We start from the raw sequence: 17,825 nt of genomic DNA, 5'->3' as shown, positions 1-17,825 counted from the left end.
GGAAAAAACGGCGCGGGCGGCCGCGCCGGTACCGTCAACGAGCGTGTTGGTGCCGGTAATGCAGCGCGTACGCGAGCGTGAGCAGCACGACGAACACGACGCCGACCACCATCGTCATCCGGAATTCGCGCGTGAACGCGGTCGTGAACAGGATCGCCGCGACGAGCCCCGCACCGAGCAGGCTGCCGAACGGGTGCCCCCACATCCGGAAAGCGAGCGCGGGGCCGCGGTACCGCGAACGGAAGCGCAGGTGCGTGACGAAGATCATCAACCATGTGAACAGCGCGCCGAACATCGCGATCGCCATCATCACCGTGAATGCCGTGTCGGGCGCGAGCGCGACCAGCACGGCCGCGACCGCGACGCCGCTGGTCGAGATCCACAGCGCCGCGCGCGGCACGCCGTTCGTGCCGAGCCGGCCGAACACCGCGGGCGCGAGCCGCGCGCGCGACAGGCTGAACATCATCCGCGTCGTCACGTAAAGCTGGCTGTTCATCGCCGACAGCGCCGCGATCAGCAACACGAAGTTGATCACGCCCGCCGCGTACGGCACGTGGGTCGCGGCCATCACCTTCACGAACGGGCTTTCGTCGGTACCGGCCTGCGTCCACGGCACGATCGCGAGCATCAGCGACAACGTCAGCAGGTAGAACAGGACGAGCCGGAACACGGTCGAGCGGAATGCGCGCGTGACCGCGTGCTGCGGATCGCGCGCCTCGCCGGCCGCGATCGCGACGGCTTCGATGCTCATGTAGCTGAAGATCGCGACGATCACCGCGACCCAGGTGCCCCACGGCCCCTTCGGCATGAAGCCGCCGTGCGCGGTGTAGTTCGCGAACCCGATGCCGGATGCGGCCGGCGCCGACCACACGAGATACGCGCCAAGCACGATGAACACGACGATCGCCGCGATCTTCAGCAGCGAGAATGCGTATTCGACCGAGCCGTACAGCGTGACGCTCGCGAGATTCACGGCGATCAGCAGCGCGGAGAAGCCGATCACCCAGTACCAGCCGGGCACGGCCGGGAACCAGTACTTCATGAACACGGCGATCGCGCTGATCTCGGTGCCGATCGCGAACACCACCGCGAACCAGTACGCATAACGCACCAGGAAGCCGGCGAGGGGGCCGACGTAGTGCTCGGCATACGCGCCGAACGAGCCGGCGGTCGGATGCGCGACCGTCATTTCCGCGAGCGCGCCCATCAGCAGCAGCGCGATCAGCGCGCCGATCGCATACGAGACCAGCACGCTCGGGCCGGCGAGCCCGATCGCGAACCCGCTGCCGAGGAACAGGCCCGTGCCGATCGCGCCGCCGATCGCGATCATCGCCATCTGCCCCGACGTCAGCGCATGGCGCAACCCTTGTTCGCGCGCGACGATGTCGTCGAACGTCCGTTGTTGTTGTGTCACTGCCTTGCCACTCCCCTGCACCACCATCGCGCCGCCGGCGCCGGATAAAACGAAACGGCGCGGAGAACTTCCCGCGCCGTTCGCATGAACAACGAATTATCGCTTACTCGACTTCGACCGTCTCTTCGTTCGGCTTGTGCGGCGGATTCGCCAGCTTGTCGAACGACAACTGCACCTTGTCGTTTTCGTCGACATCGACCGTCACGTGCCCGCCGTTCAGCAGCTTGCCGAACAGCAGCTCGTCGGCCAACGCGCGCCGGATCGTGTCCTGGATCAGCCGCTGCATCGGCCGCGCGCCCATCAGCGGGTCGAAGCCGTGCTTCGCGAGATGCTTGCGCAACGCGTCGGTGAAGAGCGCGTCGACCTTCTTCTCGTGCAGCTGTTCCTCGAGCTGGATCAGGAACTTGTCGACCACGCGCATGATGATTTCCTCATCGAGCGAGCGGAAGCTGATGATCGAATCCAGACGGTTGCGGAACTCCGGCGTGAACAGGCGCTTGATGTCGGTCATCTCGTCGCCCGTCTCGCGGCGCGTCGTGAAGCCGATCGTCGCCTTCTGCATCGACTCGGCGCCCGCATTCGTCGTCATGATGATGATGACGTTGCGGAAATCCGCCTTGCGGCCGTTGTTGTCCGTCAGCGTGCCGTGGTCCATCACCTGCAGCAGCACGTTGAAGATGTCCGGATGCGCCTTCTCGATTTCGTCGAGCAGCAGCACGCAGTGCGGCTTCTTCGTGACGGCTTCGGTCAGCAAGCCGCCCTGGTCGAACCCGACGTAGCCCGGCGGCGCGCCGATCAGCCGGCTCACCGCATGACGCTCCATGTATTCCGACATGTCGAAGCGGATCAGCTCGATGCCGAGCGTGAACGCGAGCTGGCGCGCCACTTCGGTCTTGCCGACACCCGTCGGGCCGGAGAACAGGAACGCGCCGATCGGCTTGTCCATCTTGCCGAGGCCCGCGCGCGCCATCTTGATCGAGGCCGCAAGCGCGTCGATCGCCGGATCCTGGCCGAACACGACGCTCTTCAGGTCGCGGTCGAGCGTCTGCAGCTTGCTGCGATCGTCCTGCGACACGCTCTGCGGCGGCACGCGCGCGATCTTCGAGATGATTTCCTCGATCTCGCTCTTGCCGATCGTCTTCTTCTGCTTCGACTTCGGCAGGATGCGCTGGGCGGCGCCCGCCTCGTCGATCACGTCGATCGCCTTGTCCGGCAGGTGACGGTCGGTGATGAAGCGCGCCGACAGTTCGGCCGCGGCCGACAGTGCGCCCGACGAATACTTGACGCCGTGATGCTCCTCGAAGCGCGACTTCAGCCCGCGCAGGATCGCGACCGTCTGCTCGACGGTCGGCTCGCTCACGTCGACCTTCTGGAAGCGCCGCGACAGCGCCGCGTCCTTCTCGAAGATGCCGCGATATTCGGTGAACGTGGTCGCGCCGATGCACTTGAGCGTGCCCGACGACAACGCCGGCTTCAGCAGGTTCGACGCATCGAGCGTGCCGCCCGACGCGGCGCCCGCGCCGATCAGCGTATGAATTTCGTCGATGAACAGGATCGCGTGCGGACGCTCCTTGAGCTCCTTCAGCACCGTCTTCAGACGCTGCTCGAAATCGCCGCGGTACTTGGTGCCCGCGAGCAGCGCGCCCATGTCGAGCGAGTAGACCTGCGCGTTCGCAAGGATGTCCGGCACTTCGCCGCGCGTGATGCGATAGGCGAGCCCTTCCGCGATCGCCGTCTTGCCGACGCCGGCCTCGCCGACGAGCAGCGGATTGTTCTTGCGGCGCCGGCACAGCACCTGGACCACACGCTCGACTTCGGGCTCGCGACCGATCAGCGGATCGATGCGGCCGTCCTTCGCCATCTGGTTCAGGTTCTGCGTGAATTGCGCGAGCGGCGTTTCCTTCTGCGCGTTCGCGTCTTCGCTTTCCGCATTCGCGTCGGTCGACTTCGCGGCTTCGCCGCTGTTCGTCTTCGCGATGCCGTGCGAAATGAAGTTCACCACGTCGAGGCGCGTGACGCCCTGCTGCTGCAGGTAGTACACGGCGTGCGAATCCTTCTCGCCGAAGATCGCGACCAGCACGTTCGCGCCGGTCACTTCCTTCTTGCCGTTCGACGTCGACTGGACGTGCATGATCGCGCGCTGGATCACGCGCTGGAAACCGAGCGTCGGCTGGGTATCGACATCGTCGGTGCCCGGGACGGTAGGTGTGTTGTCGTGGATGAAATTGCGCAGGTTCTGACGCAAGTCCTCGATGTTGGCCGCGCACGCGCGCAACACCTCGGCCGCCGTCGGATTATCCAGCAGAGCCAGCAGCAAATGCTCGACCGTAATGAACTCATGGCGCGCCTGGCGTGCTTCCATGAACGCCATGTGCAGGCTGACTTCCAATTCCTGGGCAATCATGCTTCCTCCATCACGCACTGCAGCGGATGCCCGGCCTGCCGCGCATGGGTAACGACTTGCTCAACCTTGGTCGACGCGATGTCCCGCGTATAGACCCCACAAACCCCTCGCCCTTCGCGATGGACCTTCAGCATGATCTGCGTGGCCGTCTCGCGATCCTTCTTGAAATACTCCTGGACCACCATCACGACGAATTCCATCGGCGTGAAGTCGTCGTTCAGCAGCACCACCTTGTACATCGAAGGCGGCTTGAGCTTCTGCTGCTTGCGTTCCAGGACGGTGCTGTCCTGCTTGTCCGGGATAATCGCCATACACCCATTCTAAACAACTCGGACAGGCCCGCAATCCTGCCATTACCCGACCGACCGGCCGGCGCCCTCCCCGGTATCCCGGAACACGCGATCTTCTTCGTGCCATACGAAAGCCGGCTGCGGTGCCGGCTTTCACGCGTGGCGCAGAACACGAACCGTCAGGGGGAACCGCACCGGAACGTCGTGTCCGCATCCAGTATCCCACAAGCCGGGACGACTCGAACGCGTGTCACTCGAGCCTGGTATATGAGCCGATTATGCGGCTTTTCAAGTCCTCGCGCTTGGCCGCGTGCTGCCAAGCAAAGCCGGAAAAACCCTGAAAATGGGTTCTTTACAACGTCCCTCTAAACGTCTAAAAATTCCGCTTGACACTCCAATAAAGAGCGCCAACAATCAAGCTGGCACTTTTTTCAATTCGCCGGTTGGCAAGTTGAAAGAGGCCGAGGTGAGCTTGTGAGGGGGGAACGGCTGCATTTTCCGGTCGTTTAGCTTTTCGAGCGTGCTCGTGGTAAGTAGCAGCGACTGTGTGACAGGGGAAGTAGGAAATGGCAACTGGTATCGTTAAGTGGTTCAACGACGCGAAGGGCTTCGGTTTCATCACTCCCGATGAGGGCGGTGAGGATCTGTTTGCGCACTTCTCGGCTATCACCATGAATGGCTTCAAGACGCTGAAGGAAGGCCAGAAGGTGAGCTTTGACGTCGTCCAAGGGCCGAAGGGCAAGCAAGCGTCGAACATCCAGGCCGTATAAGGCACCGGATATCAGACGAAGAAACCCGGCGCATTGCGCCGGGTTTCTTTTTTTTCGAGGCCGGCCAGTCGATTATCGATTGGCCGGCCTTTTCGTTCAATCCCGATAATTGAACACGTATTGTCTTGTCACACACGCAGATCGGATACTCATCCGGCACGTGAAACATAATCGTCACTTCGTTACACGACCTTCAGCGTGCCCATCATGCCGAGATCCTCGTGTTCGAGAATGTGGCAATGAAACATGCGCTCTCCACGCATGTCCTGCGTGACGAGAATCGTCACGGTTTCGCCGCTGCGCACGTTCACGGTATCGCGCCATGCACGGAACGGTTCGCTCGTGCGCGAATCGCCCGATGCCCGCTCGATCACCTGGAACTGCGTGCCGTGCAGGTGGAACGGGTGATCCATGTCGGTGGTATTGCGAATCTCCCAGCGTTCGACGTCGCCGCGACGACTCGTCAGCGTCGCGCGGTGCGCCGCGTAGGTTTCGCCGTTGATCGTGAAACGCATGCCGGCCGGACGGCCGTGCGCCGGCCCCTTCATCATCGCGTCCATGTCCATTTCCTCGCCGAACGCGACCGTCTTGTGCGCAACCGGCTCGCCCAGCGGCGGCACCGCACGCAATGTCGTCGGCAACACACGTGCGGTGGCCGGCGCAAACGCGACGTCGGCCAGCGCCAATGCCGGATCGGCCGGCAGGCTGCCGTGCCCGTCATCGTGCGACATCGACATCTTGCGGCGGTCGTATTCGGCCGCCTGCAGCACCGCGCGCGACGCGCGATCGCCGGCGCGCACCAGCAATTCCGCACGCTCGCCCGGCGCGATCAGCAGCGACGTGACGCGGCGCGGCGCGTCGAACAGCCCGCCGTCGGTGCCCGCGTGCTCGAATGCACGGCCGTCGTCGAACGCGATACGCAAGTAGCGCGCGCTGCACGCGTTCCACACGCGCCAGCGCTCGTCGCCCGCGACGTCGATCCGCGGCCGGCGCGCGCCGTTGACCAGCACGAACTGGCCTTCGCGACCGTTCATCCAGTCCATCATGTCGTTCGGTGCAATCGTGCCGTCACGCGCAAGCTTCAGGTCCGACACGAACAGGTTGCGCTCGGGCCAGCCCGCCAGCGGATCGTCCGCGGCGCGCACGACGAACGGGCCGGCGAGCCCGCGAAACACCTGCTCGGCCGTCATCATGTGCGGATGCGGGTGGTACCAGTAGGTACCGGCGCTCCCCTTCGGCAACGTGAAGCGGTACACGCGCGACGCGCCGGGCGCGACGGGATCGGACGGGTTGCCGTCCTGGTCGGGCGGCACCGGCAGGCCGTGCCAGTGGATCGTCGACGGTTGCGGCAGCTTGTTCACGAACTTGATCTCGACCGTGTCGCCCTCGCGCACGTCGATCAGCGGACCCACGACGGGGCCCTGCGTGCCCGCGCCGAACTGCCAGAACGTGGTCGGCCCCGCACCGTGCAGCATCGGGCGCGCCACCGGCTGCGCCACCAGCGTGGCCCGGAACGTGCCGGGCTCGCGGCTTTCGTTCGCGAGCGTACGCAGCGCCGCGAGCGGCGCGCCGGCCGGCAGCGCGTCGGCGGCAGCGAGCGCGGCCGGGGCGGACTTGCCGTGCTGCCCGTGACCCGCCATTCCTGACATGGACGACATGCCGGGCATGTCGTCCATCGATTCCATGCCGGCGTGACCGGCATGCTGCGCCCACGCGGTGCGGGCGAACAGCGACGCGGCCGCGACTCCGATGGCGCGCGACAGGAAGGTTCTCCGTATCATCAAATCGTTCCTCGTTATCCATGCTGCGTCGCGCGGCCGCCGCGACACCCGCGCCGGCCGGCTGAAGCGCCGATGCGCGACGCCAATCCTGATGCCCGCGTCATCATAACCGCAGGCTCATATCGAGACGCTTCGCCGCCGGGCGGGCGGCGATACGCCGCACAATCGACAACGCCGCGCTGGATTCAGCACGCATCGCCCAGCATCGTCGATCGGCGATCCGCAGCCCTTGACTCACTCCCCCAACAGCAGTCGCCGCCCGCCCCATCCAGTCTCCAGGCGGCCGCCCGGCGCCTGCCGTTCAGCCGCGCCCCGGCGTCGGACGCGTCACCGGGTCGCAAACCCGTCAATATTTCACGATGCGGAACAAGTCTCTGCGTTGTAAAAATTCGTGGTGCAGGGCACAAATTTCCCGTTTCGCGATGCCAAAAAACGTTCCGCAATACAAAACGGCGAATATAAATATTTGTTTTTTAACGAGAATTTTTGTTTAGTGGAGCCGTTCAACATGCACCATCCAACCGGGTCGCGGACGTAGACTTTGTCCCATGCACTGACGCTTCGCCACGACGTTCGATACGGAACGCGGCGCAAGCAGCCGGTCGGGCCACAGCCGGTCGAACCGGCAGGCGGCACAACAGAATCGCTTGTGATCAGAAAGGGAGAACGGAAATGAAGGGATTTCGCTTTGGTTCAGCGCTCGGGTCGTTCTACATCCTGCCGGGTAACGGCGGCTGGGAAGCGACGTTCGGCAACGCCCTGCTCGGCGCATTCTCGTGCCCCGAAGTGGCGGCCGACCACATCTCCCGCGGCGACTGCGAGCAACTGTCCGAACTGGACACGGCAACGCTCGAAGTGCCGCACGAAATCGCCGAATGGGAAATCGTTCACGTCTGAATGGCAAGCCTGCAACAAAAAACGCCCCGGGCGACCGGGGCGTTTTTTTCTTGTAACGGGCGGAGGGCAGCCTGGCCCGCCGCGCCGTCACTTGCTTCGACCCGCGCGATCGCGCGGCCTGCGTCAGGCGACCGCGTCGACGATGGCGTTCAGCGTCGCGCTGGGGCGCATCGCCTGGCTCGTCAGGTCGACGTTCGGACGGTAGTAGCCGCCGATGGCCTGCGCCTTGCCCTGCGCGGCAGCCAGTTCTTCCAGAATGCGCGCTTCGTTGTCGGACAACGACTTCGCCACGCCTTCGAACTGCGCCTTCAGCGCCGCGTCCTCGGTCTGCTCGGCCAGCGCCTGCGCCCAGTACAGGCACAGGTAGAAGTGGCTGCCGCGGTTGTCCAGGCCGCCGACCTTGCGCGCCGGCGACTTGTTCTCGTCCAGGAACTTGCCGGTCGCCTGGTCGAGCGTCTTCGCGAGCACGAGTGCCTTCGGGTTCTGGTACGCGTTGCCGAGGTGTTCGAGCGATGCCGCGAGCGCGAGGAATTCGCCGAGCGAATCCCAGCGCAGGAAGCCTTCCTCGACGAACTGCTGCACGTGCTTCGGCGCGGAGCCGCCCGCACCCGTTTCGAACATCCCGCCGCCGGCCATCAGCGGCACGATCGACAGCATCTTCGCGCTGGTGCCGAGTTCCATGATCGGGAACAGGTCGGTCAGGTAGTCGCGCAGCACGTTGCCCGTGACCGAGATCGTGTCCTTGCCCGCACGGATGCGTTCGAGCGAGAAGCGCGTCGCGTCGACCGGCGTCATCACGCGGATGTCGAGGCCGTTCGTGTCGTGATCCTTCAGGTAACGCTCGACCTTCGCGATGATCTGCGCGTCATGTGCGCGTGCCGGATCGAGCCAGAACACGGCCGGTGCGCCGGTCGCGCGCGCGCGGTTGACCGCGAGCTTGACCCAGTCCTGCACCGGTGCGTCCTTCGTCTGGCACATGCGCCAGATGTCGCCCGATTCCACCGCATGCTCGAGCAGCACGTTGCCCGCTTCGTCGGTGACGCGCACGACGCCATCCGCCGGAATCTGGAACGTCTTGTCGTGCGAACCGTATTCTTCAGCCGCCTGCGCCATCAGGCCGACGTTCGGCACGCTGCCCATCGTGACCGGATCGAACGCGCCGTGCTGCTTGCAGTCCTCGATCACGGCCTGGTAGACACCGGCGTAGCAACGATCCGGAATCACGGCCTTCGCGTCGTACAGCTGGCCGTCCGGGCCCCACATGCCGCCCGAATCGCGGATCATCGCCGGCATCGATGCGTCGACGATCACGTCGCTCGGCACGTGCAGGTTCGTGATGCCCTTGTCCGAGTTGACCATCGCAAGGCGCGGACGCACCGCGTATTCGGCCTTGATGTCGGCTTCGATCGCTTCGCGCGTGTCGGCCGGCAGGTCCTTCAGGCGCGCGTACAGGTCGCCGATCCCGTTGTTCGGGTTGAAACCGGCCTGCGCCAGCACGTCTGCGTGTTTCGCAAGCGCGTCGCGGTAGAACACCGACACGAAGTGACCGAACAGGATCGGGTCCGAGACCTTCATCATGGTCGCCTTCAGGTGCACCGAGAACAGCACGTCCTGCGCCTTCGCGTCGGCGATCTGCGCTTCGATGAAGCTGCGCAGCGCGTTGCGGCTCATCACCGATGCGTCGATGACTTCACCGGCCTTCACGGCCGTCTTTTCCTTCAGCACCTTCTTCGCGCCGTCGGTCGTCGTGAGTTCGATCTTCACGCTGCCGGCTTCGGCGATCAGCGCCGACTTCTCGCTGCCGTAGAAGTCGCCTTCGCTCATGTGCGCGACGTGCGCCTTCGACGTGGCTTTCCAGGCGCCCATCTTGTGCGGATGCTTGCGTGCGTAGTTCTTGACCGACAGCGGCGCGCGGCGGTCGGAGTTGCCTTCGCGCAGCACCGGGTTCACCGCGCTGCCCTTGATCTTGTCGTAGCGGGCCTTGACCGCCTTCTCTTCGTCCGTCGACGGATCTTCCGGGTAGGCCGGCAGCGCGTAGCCCTGCGCCTGCAGTTCGGCGATCGCGGCCTTGAGCTGCGGCACCGATGCGCTGATGTTCGGCAGCTTGATGATGTTCGCTTCCGGCTTCAGCGTGAGCTGGCCCAGTTCGGCCAGATCGTCGGAACCCTTCTGCTCGGGCGGCAGGTCGTCTGCGAATGCGGCGACGATGCGGCCGGCGAGCGAGATGTCGCGCGTTTCGACGGCGACGCCGGACGAACGCGTGAAGGCCTTGACGATCGGCAGCAGCGAATAGGTCGCGAGCGCGGGCGCTTCGTCAGTGAGGGTGTAGATGATCTTGGGCGAAGTGGACATGGTCGATGCGTTGCTACGTGAAAATTTGGACTGAGGAGCGCCGGCGGTAACCGGCGGGGAGCGACCGGGTCGGTCGCGAAAGGGGCGCGCCGGCTCAGCCGGGCGGTGGTGTTGCGAGGGCCGTCATGTTCTACCTTGCAGGGCCTCCGGGCCGCATCGCGGCGCCGCGGCCCGCACGCCGGACCGCCCTGCCAACAAACCTGCCATCCACGAAACGCTCCGGCGCCGGCAGTCAGCGCCGGGGCGGCCGGCAACCTGCCGGCCCACCCCGGAAGGGGACTTACATGTTCTCGATCAGCACTTCACCGAAGCCCGAGCACGACACCTGCGTCGCACCTTCCATCAGGCGCGCGAAGTCGTACGTGACGCGCTTCTGCAGGATCGACTTCTCCATCGCGGCGATGATCGTGTCGGCTGCTTCCGTCCAGCCGAGGTGGCGCAGCATCATTTCCGCCGACAGGATCTCGGAACCCGGGTTCACGTAATCCTTGCCCGCATACTTCGGTGCCGTGCCGTGCGTCGCCTCGAACATCGCGACCGAATCCGACAGGTTCGCACCCGGTGCGATCCCGATGCCGCCGACCTGCGCGGCCAGTGCGTCAGAGATGTAGTCGCCGTTCAGGTTCAGCGTGGCAATCACGTCGTATTCGGCCGGGCGCAGCAGGATCTGCTGCAGGAACGCATCGGCGATCGAATCCTTGATGACGATCTCGTTGCCCGTCTTCGGATTCTTCACGCGCATCCACGGGCCGCCGTCGATCAGCTCGCCGCCGAATTCCTTCTGCGCCAGCGCGTAGCCGGCGTCACGGAACAGGCCTTCCGTGAACTTCATGATGTTGCCCTTGTGCACCAGCGTGACCGACTTGCGATCGTTGTCGATCGCGTACTGGATCGCCTTGCGCACGAGACGCTCGGTGCCTTCGGTCGACACGGGCTTGACGCCGATGCCCGAAGTTTCCGGGAAACGGATCTTCTTCACGCCCATCTCGTCCTGCAGGAACTTGATGACCTTCTTCGCCTGCTCGGAGCCCGCGGCCCATTCGATGCCCGCGTAGATGTCTTCCGAGTTCTCGCGGAAGATCACCATGTCGATCTTTTGCGGCTCGCGCACCGGCGACGGCACGCCCTTGAAGTACTGCACCGGGCGCAGGCACACGTACAGGTCGAGTTCCTGGCGCAGCGCGACGTTCAGCGAACGGATGCCGCCGCCGACCGGGGTCGTGAGCGGCCCCTTGATCGACACCACGTATTCCTTGAGCACCTGCAGCGTTTCGTCCGGGAGCCACACGTCCGGACCGTACACCTTCGTCGCCTTCTCGCCCGCGAAGATCTCCATCCAGTGGATCTTGCGCTTGCCCTTGTAGGCATGCGCGACCGCCGCGTCGACAACCTTGATCATGACCGGCGTGATATCGAAGCCCGTACCGTCGCCTTCGATATAGGGAATGATCGGCTGATCGGAAACGTTGAGCGAGAAGTCCTTGTTGACGGTGATCTTGTCACCGCCTTCCGGAACCTTGATGTGCTGATACGGCATGATCGACTCCAGTGACGTGGCTGAGCAGGTGATGCTGGTCGAAGCTGCGCGCGCGGCGGGGGCGCGGCATGGCCACCCCGTGACGGCAACAGCGAGCCGCTATTCTAGCGCCCCAACCGGGCACTTCGGCATGAAGCGCGGCACTGCGTATCAAGACCCCACTTATGTCTTATATAAGACAGAGGACTTGGCGTTCCGTATTATGCATTAAGATTCCGCCATTTGCCATAGACCGCCCGCCCCCGCCTCCCGCGGCGCGCCGGGCGCGCGACCCGCCATGAACCTGATCGCCCTCAACAAGCCGTTCGGCACGATTTGCCAGTTTTCCGCGCACGAGACGCGCCCGTCGCTCGGCGACTGGGTAAAAACGCCCGGCGTCTACGCGGCCGGCCGGCTCGACGCGGACAGCGAGGGGTTGCTGCTGCTCACCGACGACGGCGCGCTGCAGGCGCGCATCGCCGAGCCGCGCCACAAGCTCGTGAAGCGCTACTGGGCACAGGTCGAGGGCGCGCCGGGCGCCGCCGACCTGAAGGCGCTCGCGCGCGGCGTCGACCTCGGCGACTACGTGACGCGGCCATGCCGCGCCGAATTCATCGAACCGCCCGACACGCTGTGGCCGCGCAACCCGCCGATCCGCTACCGCGCCGCGATCCCGACGACGTGGATCGAACTCGCGATCACCGAAGGCAAGAACCGGCAGGTGCGCCGGATGACGGCGGCCGTCGGCTTCCCGACGTTGCGCCTGGTACGCGTCGGCATCGGCGCACTGGATATATTCGCGCTCGACATTGCACCGGGAGAAACAATCGCACTGCCGCCGCGCGCGCCGTGGGACGGTTTCGCGCCCGCCGGATGACGGATTCGGGACGTGCGAATTTTTCGTCATCTTTTTCGTCAACCGCCCGCGAAGATCGCGCGTTAAACCACGCAGATGCCAACCTTAGCTATCCGGCATTGGCAGCCGAGCCGTGTTTGCGTCACGAAAGCGACGTTTTTATCGAATACGATTCGGCGCCCGCAGCGCAATGAGAAATTTCTCGAAGCGTCTGTCAACCGAAAGGTGGATGGCACCGTTAGACGACATGACTCCTATTGCCGGGTCATTTGGTTAATTAACTAAAGCTGAGGAACACAACATGAACAAACTGATCGCCGCTCTGGTCGCTGGCCTCTTCGCAACGGCTGCATTCGCACAAGCATCGGCTCCGGAAGCTGCTCCGGCTGCTGCTGAAGCTGCTTCGGCACCGGCTAAGCACGCTGCCAAGAAGCACCACGCAGCCAAGAAGCACCACAAGGCATCGAAGAAGGCTGCAGCAAGCGACGCAGCAGCACCGGCAGCTGCTTCGAACTAAGTAAGCTTGCTGTAATAACGCAGTCAAGAACACGCAGTCTTGCCGTTCTTACGGCGTTGAAAGGCAGATCACCGCAAGGCGATCTGCCTTTTTCTTTTTTGTGCCCGTCGGCGCGCATCGCGTACCATGCGGGTCTTGTTTTCCAGATAGGAGCCTTGCTGTGCAATTCTCCCTGCGCTCGTCGCTCGGCCGCCTTGCGCGCGCCGCCGTGTTTCCCGCCGCGCTCGCCGTCCTCGCGCTCGGCATGCAGGCCGCCAGCGCGCAAGTGCCGCCCGGCGCCAAGCAGCCGAGCGAATTCCCGCGCGTGAAGCTGCGCGCCGGCATGTACGTGATCGACGCGGCCGTCGCCGCGAACGACCCCGACCGCGAACAGGGGCTGATGTACCGTTCGCAGCTCGCGCCGAACGAAGGCATGCTGTTCGTGTTCAACGAGAACGCGGTGCACTGCTTCTGGATGAAGAACACGCTGATCCCGCTGTCGATCGCGTTCATCCGCGCGGACGGCACGATCACCGACATCGACGAGATGAAGGCCGAGACGACCGACAACCACTGCCCGCGCAACAACGGCGTCTATGCCCTCGAAATGAGCAAGGGCTGGTTCGCGGCGAAGGGCATCAAGCCCGGCATGAAACTCGAAGGGCTGCCGCAAGCCCAGTAACGGATATCGCCGCGCCGCCGACCGGCGCCGCGTACCGACCGAAGCCGGCCGCCCGTTGCGCGCCGGCTTTTTTTTCGCCTGCCGCCGCCGGCGCCCGCCTTGATTCGGCAAACACTGCCCGCATCTGCAAAAGCCACGGACAAGCGCTATCCTTTAAATCTCGCTAGTCCAGCCCGGGCCGGCCCAGCCGGCCCGCTTACGATCCGAACCTAAGGAGGTTCACGTGCCCCGCAAAACCCCCATCGAGCGCTATCGCAATATCGGGATCAGTGCTCACATCGATGCCGGCAAGACCACGACGACCGAGCGCATCCTGTTTTACACCGGCGTGAGCCACAAGATCGGTGAAGTGCACGACGGCGCGGCCACGATGGACTGGATGGAGCAGGAGCAGGAACGCGGCATCACGATCACGTCGGCCGCGACCACGGCTTTCTGGAAGGGCATGGCCGGCAACTATCCGGAGCACCGGATCAACATCATCGACACGCCCGGGCACGTCGACTTCACGATTGAAGTCGAGCGCTCGATGCGCGTGCTCGACGGCGCGTGCATGGTCTACGACTCGGTCGGCGGCGTGCAGCCGCAGTCCGAAACCGTCTGGCGCCAGGCCAACAAGTACAAGGTGCCGCGCATCGCGTTCGTCAACAAGATGGACCGCATCGGCGCCGATTTCTTCCGCGTGCAGCGGCAGATCGGCGAGCGCCTGAAAGGCGTCGCCGTGCCGATCCAGATTCCGATCGGCGCGGAGGATCATTTCCAGGGCGTCGTCGACCTCGTGAAGATGAAGGCGATCGTGTGGGACGACGAAAGCCAGGGCGTGAAGTTCACGTACGAGGACATCCCCGCGAACCTCGTCGAGCTCGCGCACGAATGGCGCGAGAAGATGGTCGAGGCCGCGGCCGAAGCGAGCGAGGAACTGCTCGAGAAGTATCTGCACGACCATGAATCACTGACCGAGGACGAGATCAAGGCCGCGCTGCGCCAGCGCACGATCGCGAACGAGATCGTGCCGATGCTGTGCGGCAGCGCGTTCAAGAACAAGGGCGTGCAGGCGATGCTCGACGCGGTGATCGACTACCTGCCGTCGCCCGTCGACGTGCCCGCGATCCTCGGCCACGACTTCCACGATCCGGAAAAGCCGGCGGAACGTCATCCGAGCGACGACGAGCCGTTCTCGTCGCTCGCGTTCAAGATCATGACCGACCCGTTCGTCGGCCAGCTGATCTTCTTCCGTGTGTATTCGGGCGTCGTCGAATCCGGCGACACGGTGCTGAACGCGACCAAGGACAAGAAGGAACGGCTCGGCCGGATCCTGCAGATGCACGCGAACGAGCGCAAGGAAATCAAGGAAGTGCGCGCCGGCGACATCGCGGCGGCCGTCGGCCTGAAGGAAGCGACCACCGGCGACACGCTGTGCGACCCGGCGAAGCCGATCATCCTCGAGAAGATGGAGTTCCCGGAACCGGTGATCTCGCAGGCCGTCGAGCCGAAGACGAAGGCCGACCAGGAAAAGATGGGCCTCGCGCTGAACCGTCTCGCGCAGGAAGATCCGTCGTTCCGCGTGCAGACCGACGAAGAGTCCGGCCAGACGATCATTTCGGGGATGGGCGAGCTTCACCTCGAAATCCTGGTCGACCGGATGAAGCGTGAATTCGGCGTCGAAGCGACGGTCGGCAAGCCGCAGGTCGCGTATCGCGAGACGGTGCGCACGACGGCGTCCGACGTCGAGGGCAAGTTCGTCAAGCAGTCGGGTGGCCGCGGTCAGTACGGCCATGCGGTGATCACGCTCGAGCCGAACCCCGGCAAGGGCTACGAGTTCCTCGACGAGATCAAGGGCGGCGTGATTCCGCGTGAATTCATCCCGGCCGTCGACAAGGGCATCACCGAAACGCTGAAGAGCGGCGTGCTCGCGGGCTACCCGGTCGTCGACGTGAAGGTGCACCTGACGTTCGGCTCGTACCACGACGTCGACTCGAACGAAAACGCGTTCCGGATGGCCGGCTCGATGGCGTTCAAGGAAGCGATGCGCCGTGCGAAGCCGGTGCTGCTCGAGCCGATGATGGCGGTCGAGGTTGAGACGCCCGAGGAATTCATGGGCAACGTGATGGGCGACCTGTCCAGCCGTCGCGGCATCGTGCAGGGGATGGAAGACATCGCGGGCGGCGGCGGCAAGCTCGTGCGCGCCGAGGTGCCGCTCGCGGAGATGTTCGGCTATTCGACATCGCTGCGTTCGGCCACGCAGGGCCGCGCAACCTACACGATGGAGTTCAAGCAGTACGCGGAAACGCCGGCCAACGTATCGGAAGGCGTGATCAGCGCGAAAGTGAAGTAAGCGCGGCGCGATCTCGCGCTGTCGCACGCAGCAAGGCCCGTCCGGAACCGGACGGGCCTTTTTTCATGCGTGCATGCCGTGCGCGCGGCTTTTTGATCGGCACGACCGGTATTTTTTTCGCGTGCCACAATGCAGCGCGATTCGTCAGATGGAACCATCCCGATGCCGCCCACCCCTGCCCTGCGCCGCCTGCTGATCCTCTATGCCGGCCTGATCGCCGCGAACGCCTCCGTCTGGCTGTGGGCGCTCGCCGTGTTGCGCGATCATCCACTGCTGCTCGGCACCGCGGCGATCGCTTACGGGCTCGGGCTGCGTCACGCGGTCGACGCCGATCACATCGCCGCGATCGACGTTGCGACGCGCAAGCTGATGCAGGACGGCCAGCGTCCGGTGAGCGTCGGGCTGTTCTTCTCGCTCGGCCATTCGACGATCGTGATCGCCGCGACGCTCGGCATCGCGCTGACGGCATTCGCGCTGCGCGACCGGTTCGATGCGTTCCGCGAGATCGGCGGCACGATCGGCACGGCGGTGTCGGCCACCTTCCTGCTCGTGCTCGCGTGCGTGAACCTGGCGATCCTGCGCGACGTGTGGCGGCGCTATCGCGGCACGCACGGGCATGGGCATGGGCACGCGCACGATGCGGCGCATGTGCACCGCCCGGCCGGGCTCGTGTCCCGGCTGCTGCGTCCGCTGTTCCGGTTCGTGTCGAAGAGCTGGCACATGTATCCGGTCGGCGTGCTGTTCGGGCTCGGTTTCGATACTGCAACCGAAATCGGCCTGCTCGCGATCGCGGCCGCACAGGCGAGCCAGGGGCTGCCGGTCTATGCGGTCATGCTGTTTCCCGCGCTTTTCACCGCCGGCATGACGCTGATCGACTCGACCGATAACGTGCTGATGATTCACGCGTACGGTTGGGCAATGGACGATCCGCAGCGCAAGCTGCTCTACAACGCGAGCATCACGTTCGTGTCGGCGGCCGTCGCGCTGGCGATCGGCGGGATCGAGGCAGCCGGCCTGCTGGCCGACAAGCTGTCGCTGACGGGCCCCGTGCGCGACGCGCTCGATGCGGTCGGCGAGCGCTTCGGCTCGATCGGCTACGGCATCGTCGCCCTGTTCCTCGTCTGCTGGATCGCATCAATCCTCTTCCACCGCTGGCAGCGCGCGGCCGATGCGCCCGCGCGCTGAACTTAGCTCAGACGTTTCATTCCGGAAACAAAACTCCTACCAAAGACGTTGCATGCGCCGTCGCGCGCTGCGCGCGCCTTGTGCCGCGGGCTCAAGCGGCCGATGGCACGAATCTGGCAGCTAGGGCTTCGCACGGCGGGCCCGCATGCCGCTCCGCGATCGAGGCTGGCGTCCAGCGCCGGCCCGAAGGCGATCGGCTGCCGACAGGACTACGAACCTTTACCGGCCCCCTGCACTACACGTAGATTGCCGCGCGGCGACGAGGCATCGCGCGCATGGGGAGGCCATGATGCTCAAGTCGAAACGACCGTTCCGCACGACGGGACGGTGCCATCGCGCAACCTTGTTCGCCGCAGCCGCGTTCGCGTGCTGCTGCTCGTATGCCGTCGCACAGGACGCGACACCGGACTCCGCGCCCGATGCCGTTGCCGGCGCGGACGCCGTCATGATGCTGGTCGACGACGCTTCGCCGTGCGCAGCGAATCCGGCTGCGTGCTCGGTGCACGTCTTCGCCGGTGGGCGCGCCGGGGGGAATGGCTCAGGTGCGACCGGCAATGGCAGCGGCAGCAGCCCCGGTAGCGGAAATGGCAATGGCGGCGGAAGCGGCAGCAACGGGAACGGTACCGTCGGACCTGCCGGCGTCGGCGGAACGACGAGCGGAACATCCGGCGGCACGAGCGGTTCGGGTGGCTCGGGCCGCGGTGGCAACGCGTCTGGTAACGGTGGTTCGGGAGGGTCTTCCGGGGGTGGTTCTTCCGGGGGTGGTTCTTCCGGTGGGGTTTCCTCCGGTGGCGGTTCTTCCGGTGGTGGTTCTTCCGGCGGCGGTTCGTCCGGTGGTGGTTCGTCC

General features: G+C 64.8%; 13 protein-coding genes and 1 pseudogene. 8 read left to right on the top strand and 6 right to left on the bottom strand.

The window, feature by feature from the left end; all coding sequences use genetic code 11:
- Positions 1 to 34: 34 nt before the first annotated feature.
- From VK92_RS30350 to clpS, 3 genes are all read right to left on the bottom strand, one after another.
- Entirely contained in the window at positions 35 to 1,414 is a 1,380-nt protein-coding gene (locus VK92_RS30350; RefSeq protein WP_048022612.1) for an amino acid permease, read from the bottom strand.
- A 103-nt stretch (positions 1,415 to 1,517) separates the two neighbouring features.
- Complete coding sequence (clpA, locus tag VK92_RS30345) at positions 1,518 to 3,818, bottom strand: ATP-dependent Clp protease ATP-binding subunit ClpA (protein WP_048022605.1); 2,301 nt, start codon at positions 3,816 to 3,818, stop codon at positions 1,518 to 1,520.
- On the bottom strand, positions 3,815 to 4,129 hold the full coding sequence (clpS, locus tag VK92_RS30340) for an ATP-dependent Clp protease adapter ClpS (RefSeq protein ID WP_006398529.1): 315 nt from the start codon (positions 4,127 to 4,129) through the stop codon (positions 3,815 to 3,817). Before clpS ends, clpA begins: the two co-directional genes overlap by 4 nt.
- A 545-nt stretch (positions 4,130 to 4,674) precedes the next feature.
- Between clpS and VK92_RS30335 the strand changes: the two genes are divergently transcribed.
- The gene (locus tag VK92_RS30335) at positions 4,675 to 4,878 is read left to right on the top strand and encodes a cold-shock protein (RefSeq protein ID WP_006488945.1); all 204 of its coding nucleotides are present in this window, start codon (positions 4,675 to 4,677) and stop codon (positions 4,876 to 4,878) included.
- A gap of 182 nt (positions 4,879 to 5,060) precedes the next feature.
- On the opposite strand, the gene VK92_RS30330 is transcribed toward VK92_RS30335, so the two are convergent.
- A complete protein-coding gene (locus VK92_RS30330; protein ID WP_048022606.1) occupies positions 5,061 to 6,659 on the bottom strand; it encodes a multicopper oxidase family protein in 1,599 nt (532 codons plus the stop codon).
- A 672-nt stretch (positions 6,660 to 7,331) separates the two neighbouring features.
- On the opposite strand from VK92_RS30330, the gene VK92_RS30325 reads away from it, so the two are divergent.
- On the top strand, positions 7,332 to 7,556 hold the full coding sequence (locus VK92_RS30325; RefSeq protein WP_006490888.1) for a hypothetical protein: 225 nt from the start codon (positions 7,332 to 7,334) through the stop codon (positions 7,554 to 7,556).
- A 123-nt stretch (positions 7,557 to 7,679) separates the two neighbouring features.
- Here the strand turns inward: VK92_RS30325 and VK92_RS30320 are convergent, their stop codons facing one another.
- Positions 7,680 to 9,908 (bottom strand): NADP-dependent isocitrate dehydrogenase, encoded by a 2,229-nt coding sequence (locus VK92_RS30320; RefSeq protein ID WP_048022607.1) that lies wholly within the window; start codon positions 9,906 to 9,908, stop codon positions 7,680 to 7,682.
- 280 nt (positions 9,909 to 10,188) lie between these two features.
- Positions 10,189 to 11,445: an NADP-dependent isocitrate dehydrogenase gene (gene icd / locus VK92_RS30315; protein ID WP_006478026.1), complete on the bottom strand. Its 1,257-nt coding sequence runs from the start codon at positions 11,443 to 11,445 to the stop codon at positions 10,189 to 10,191.
- Positions 11,446 to 11,722: 277 nt separating this feature from the next.
- Here icd and VK92_RS30305 point away from each other — a divergent pair, with 277 nt between their 5' ends.
- The 6 genes and pseudogenes from VK92_RS30305 to VK92_RS43175 form a co-directional block, all read left to right on the top strand.
- Positions 11,723 to 12,301 (top strand): pseudouridine synthase, encoded by a 579-nt coding sequence (locus VK92_RS30305; protein ID WP_048022608.1) that lies wholly within the window; start codon positions 11,723 to 11,725, stop codon positions 12,299 to 12,301.
- A gap of 280 nt (positions 12,302 to 12,581) precedes the next feature.
- Positions 12,582 to 12,797 carry a hypothetical protein gene (locus VK92_RS40895; protein WP_011352970.1) on the top strand — a complete coding sequence of 72 codons (216 nt, stop codon included), beginning with the start codon at positions 12,582 to 12,584 and terminating at the stop codon, positions 12,795 to 12,797.
- 160 nt (positions 12,798 to 12,957) lie between these two features.
- The gene (locus VK92_RS30300; RefSeq protein WP_027786657.1) at positions 12,958 to 13,458 is read left to right on the top strand and encodes a DUF192 domain-containing protein; all 501 of its coding nucleotides are present in this window, start codon (positions 12,958 to 12,960) and stop codon (positions 13,456 to 13,458) included.
- A 223-nt stretch (positions 13,459 to 13,681) separates the two neighbouring features.
- Positions 13,682 to 15,793, top strand: a complete 2,112-nt coding sequence (gene fusA / locus VK92_RS30295; protein ID WP_048022609.1) for an elongation factor G — start codon at positions 13,682 to 13,684, stop codon at positions 15,791 to 15,793.
- 162 nt (positions 15,794 to 15,955) lie between these two features.
- Entirely contained in the window at positions 15,956 to 16,978 is a 1,023-nt protein-coding gene (locus VK92_RS30290; protein ID WP_197092534.1) for a HoxN/HupN/NixA family nickel/cobalt transporter, read from the top strand.
- Between the two features lie 286 nt (positions 16,979 to 17,264).
- A pseudogene (locus VK92_RS43175) lies at positions 17,265 to 17,825 on the top strand (hypothetical protein); the annotation flags it as partial.

Source organism: Burkholderia sp. LK4, assembly GCF_001043615.1.
GTDB classification, from domain to species: domain Bacteria; phylum Pseudomonadota; class Gammaproteobacteria; order Burkholderiales; family Burkholderiaceae; genus Burkholderia; species Burkholderia cepacia.
This window is presented reverse-complemented; position numbering and strand designations above follow the sequence as displayed.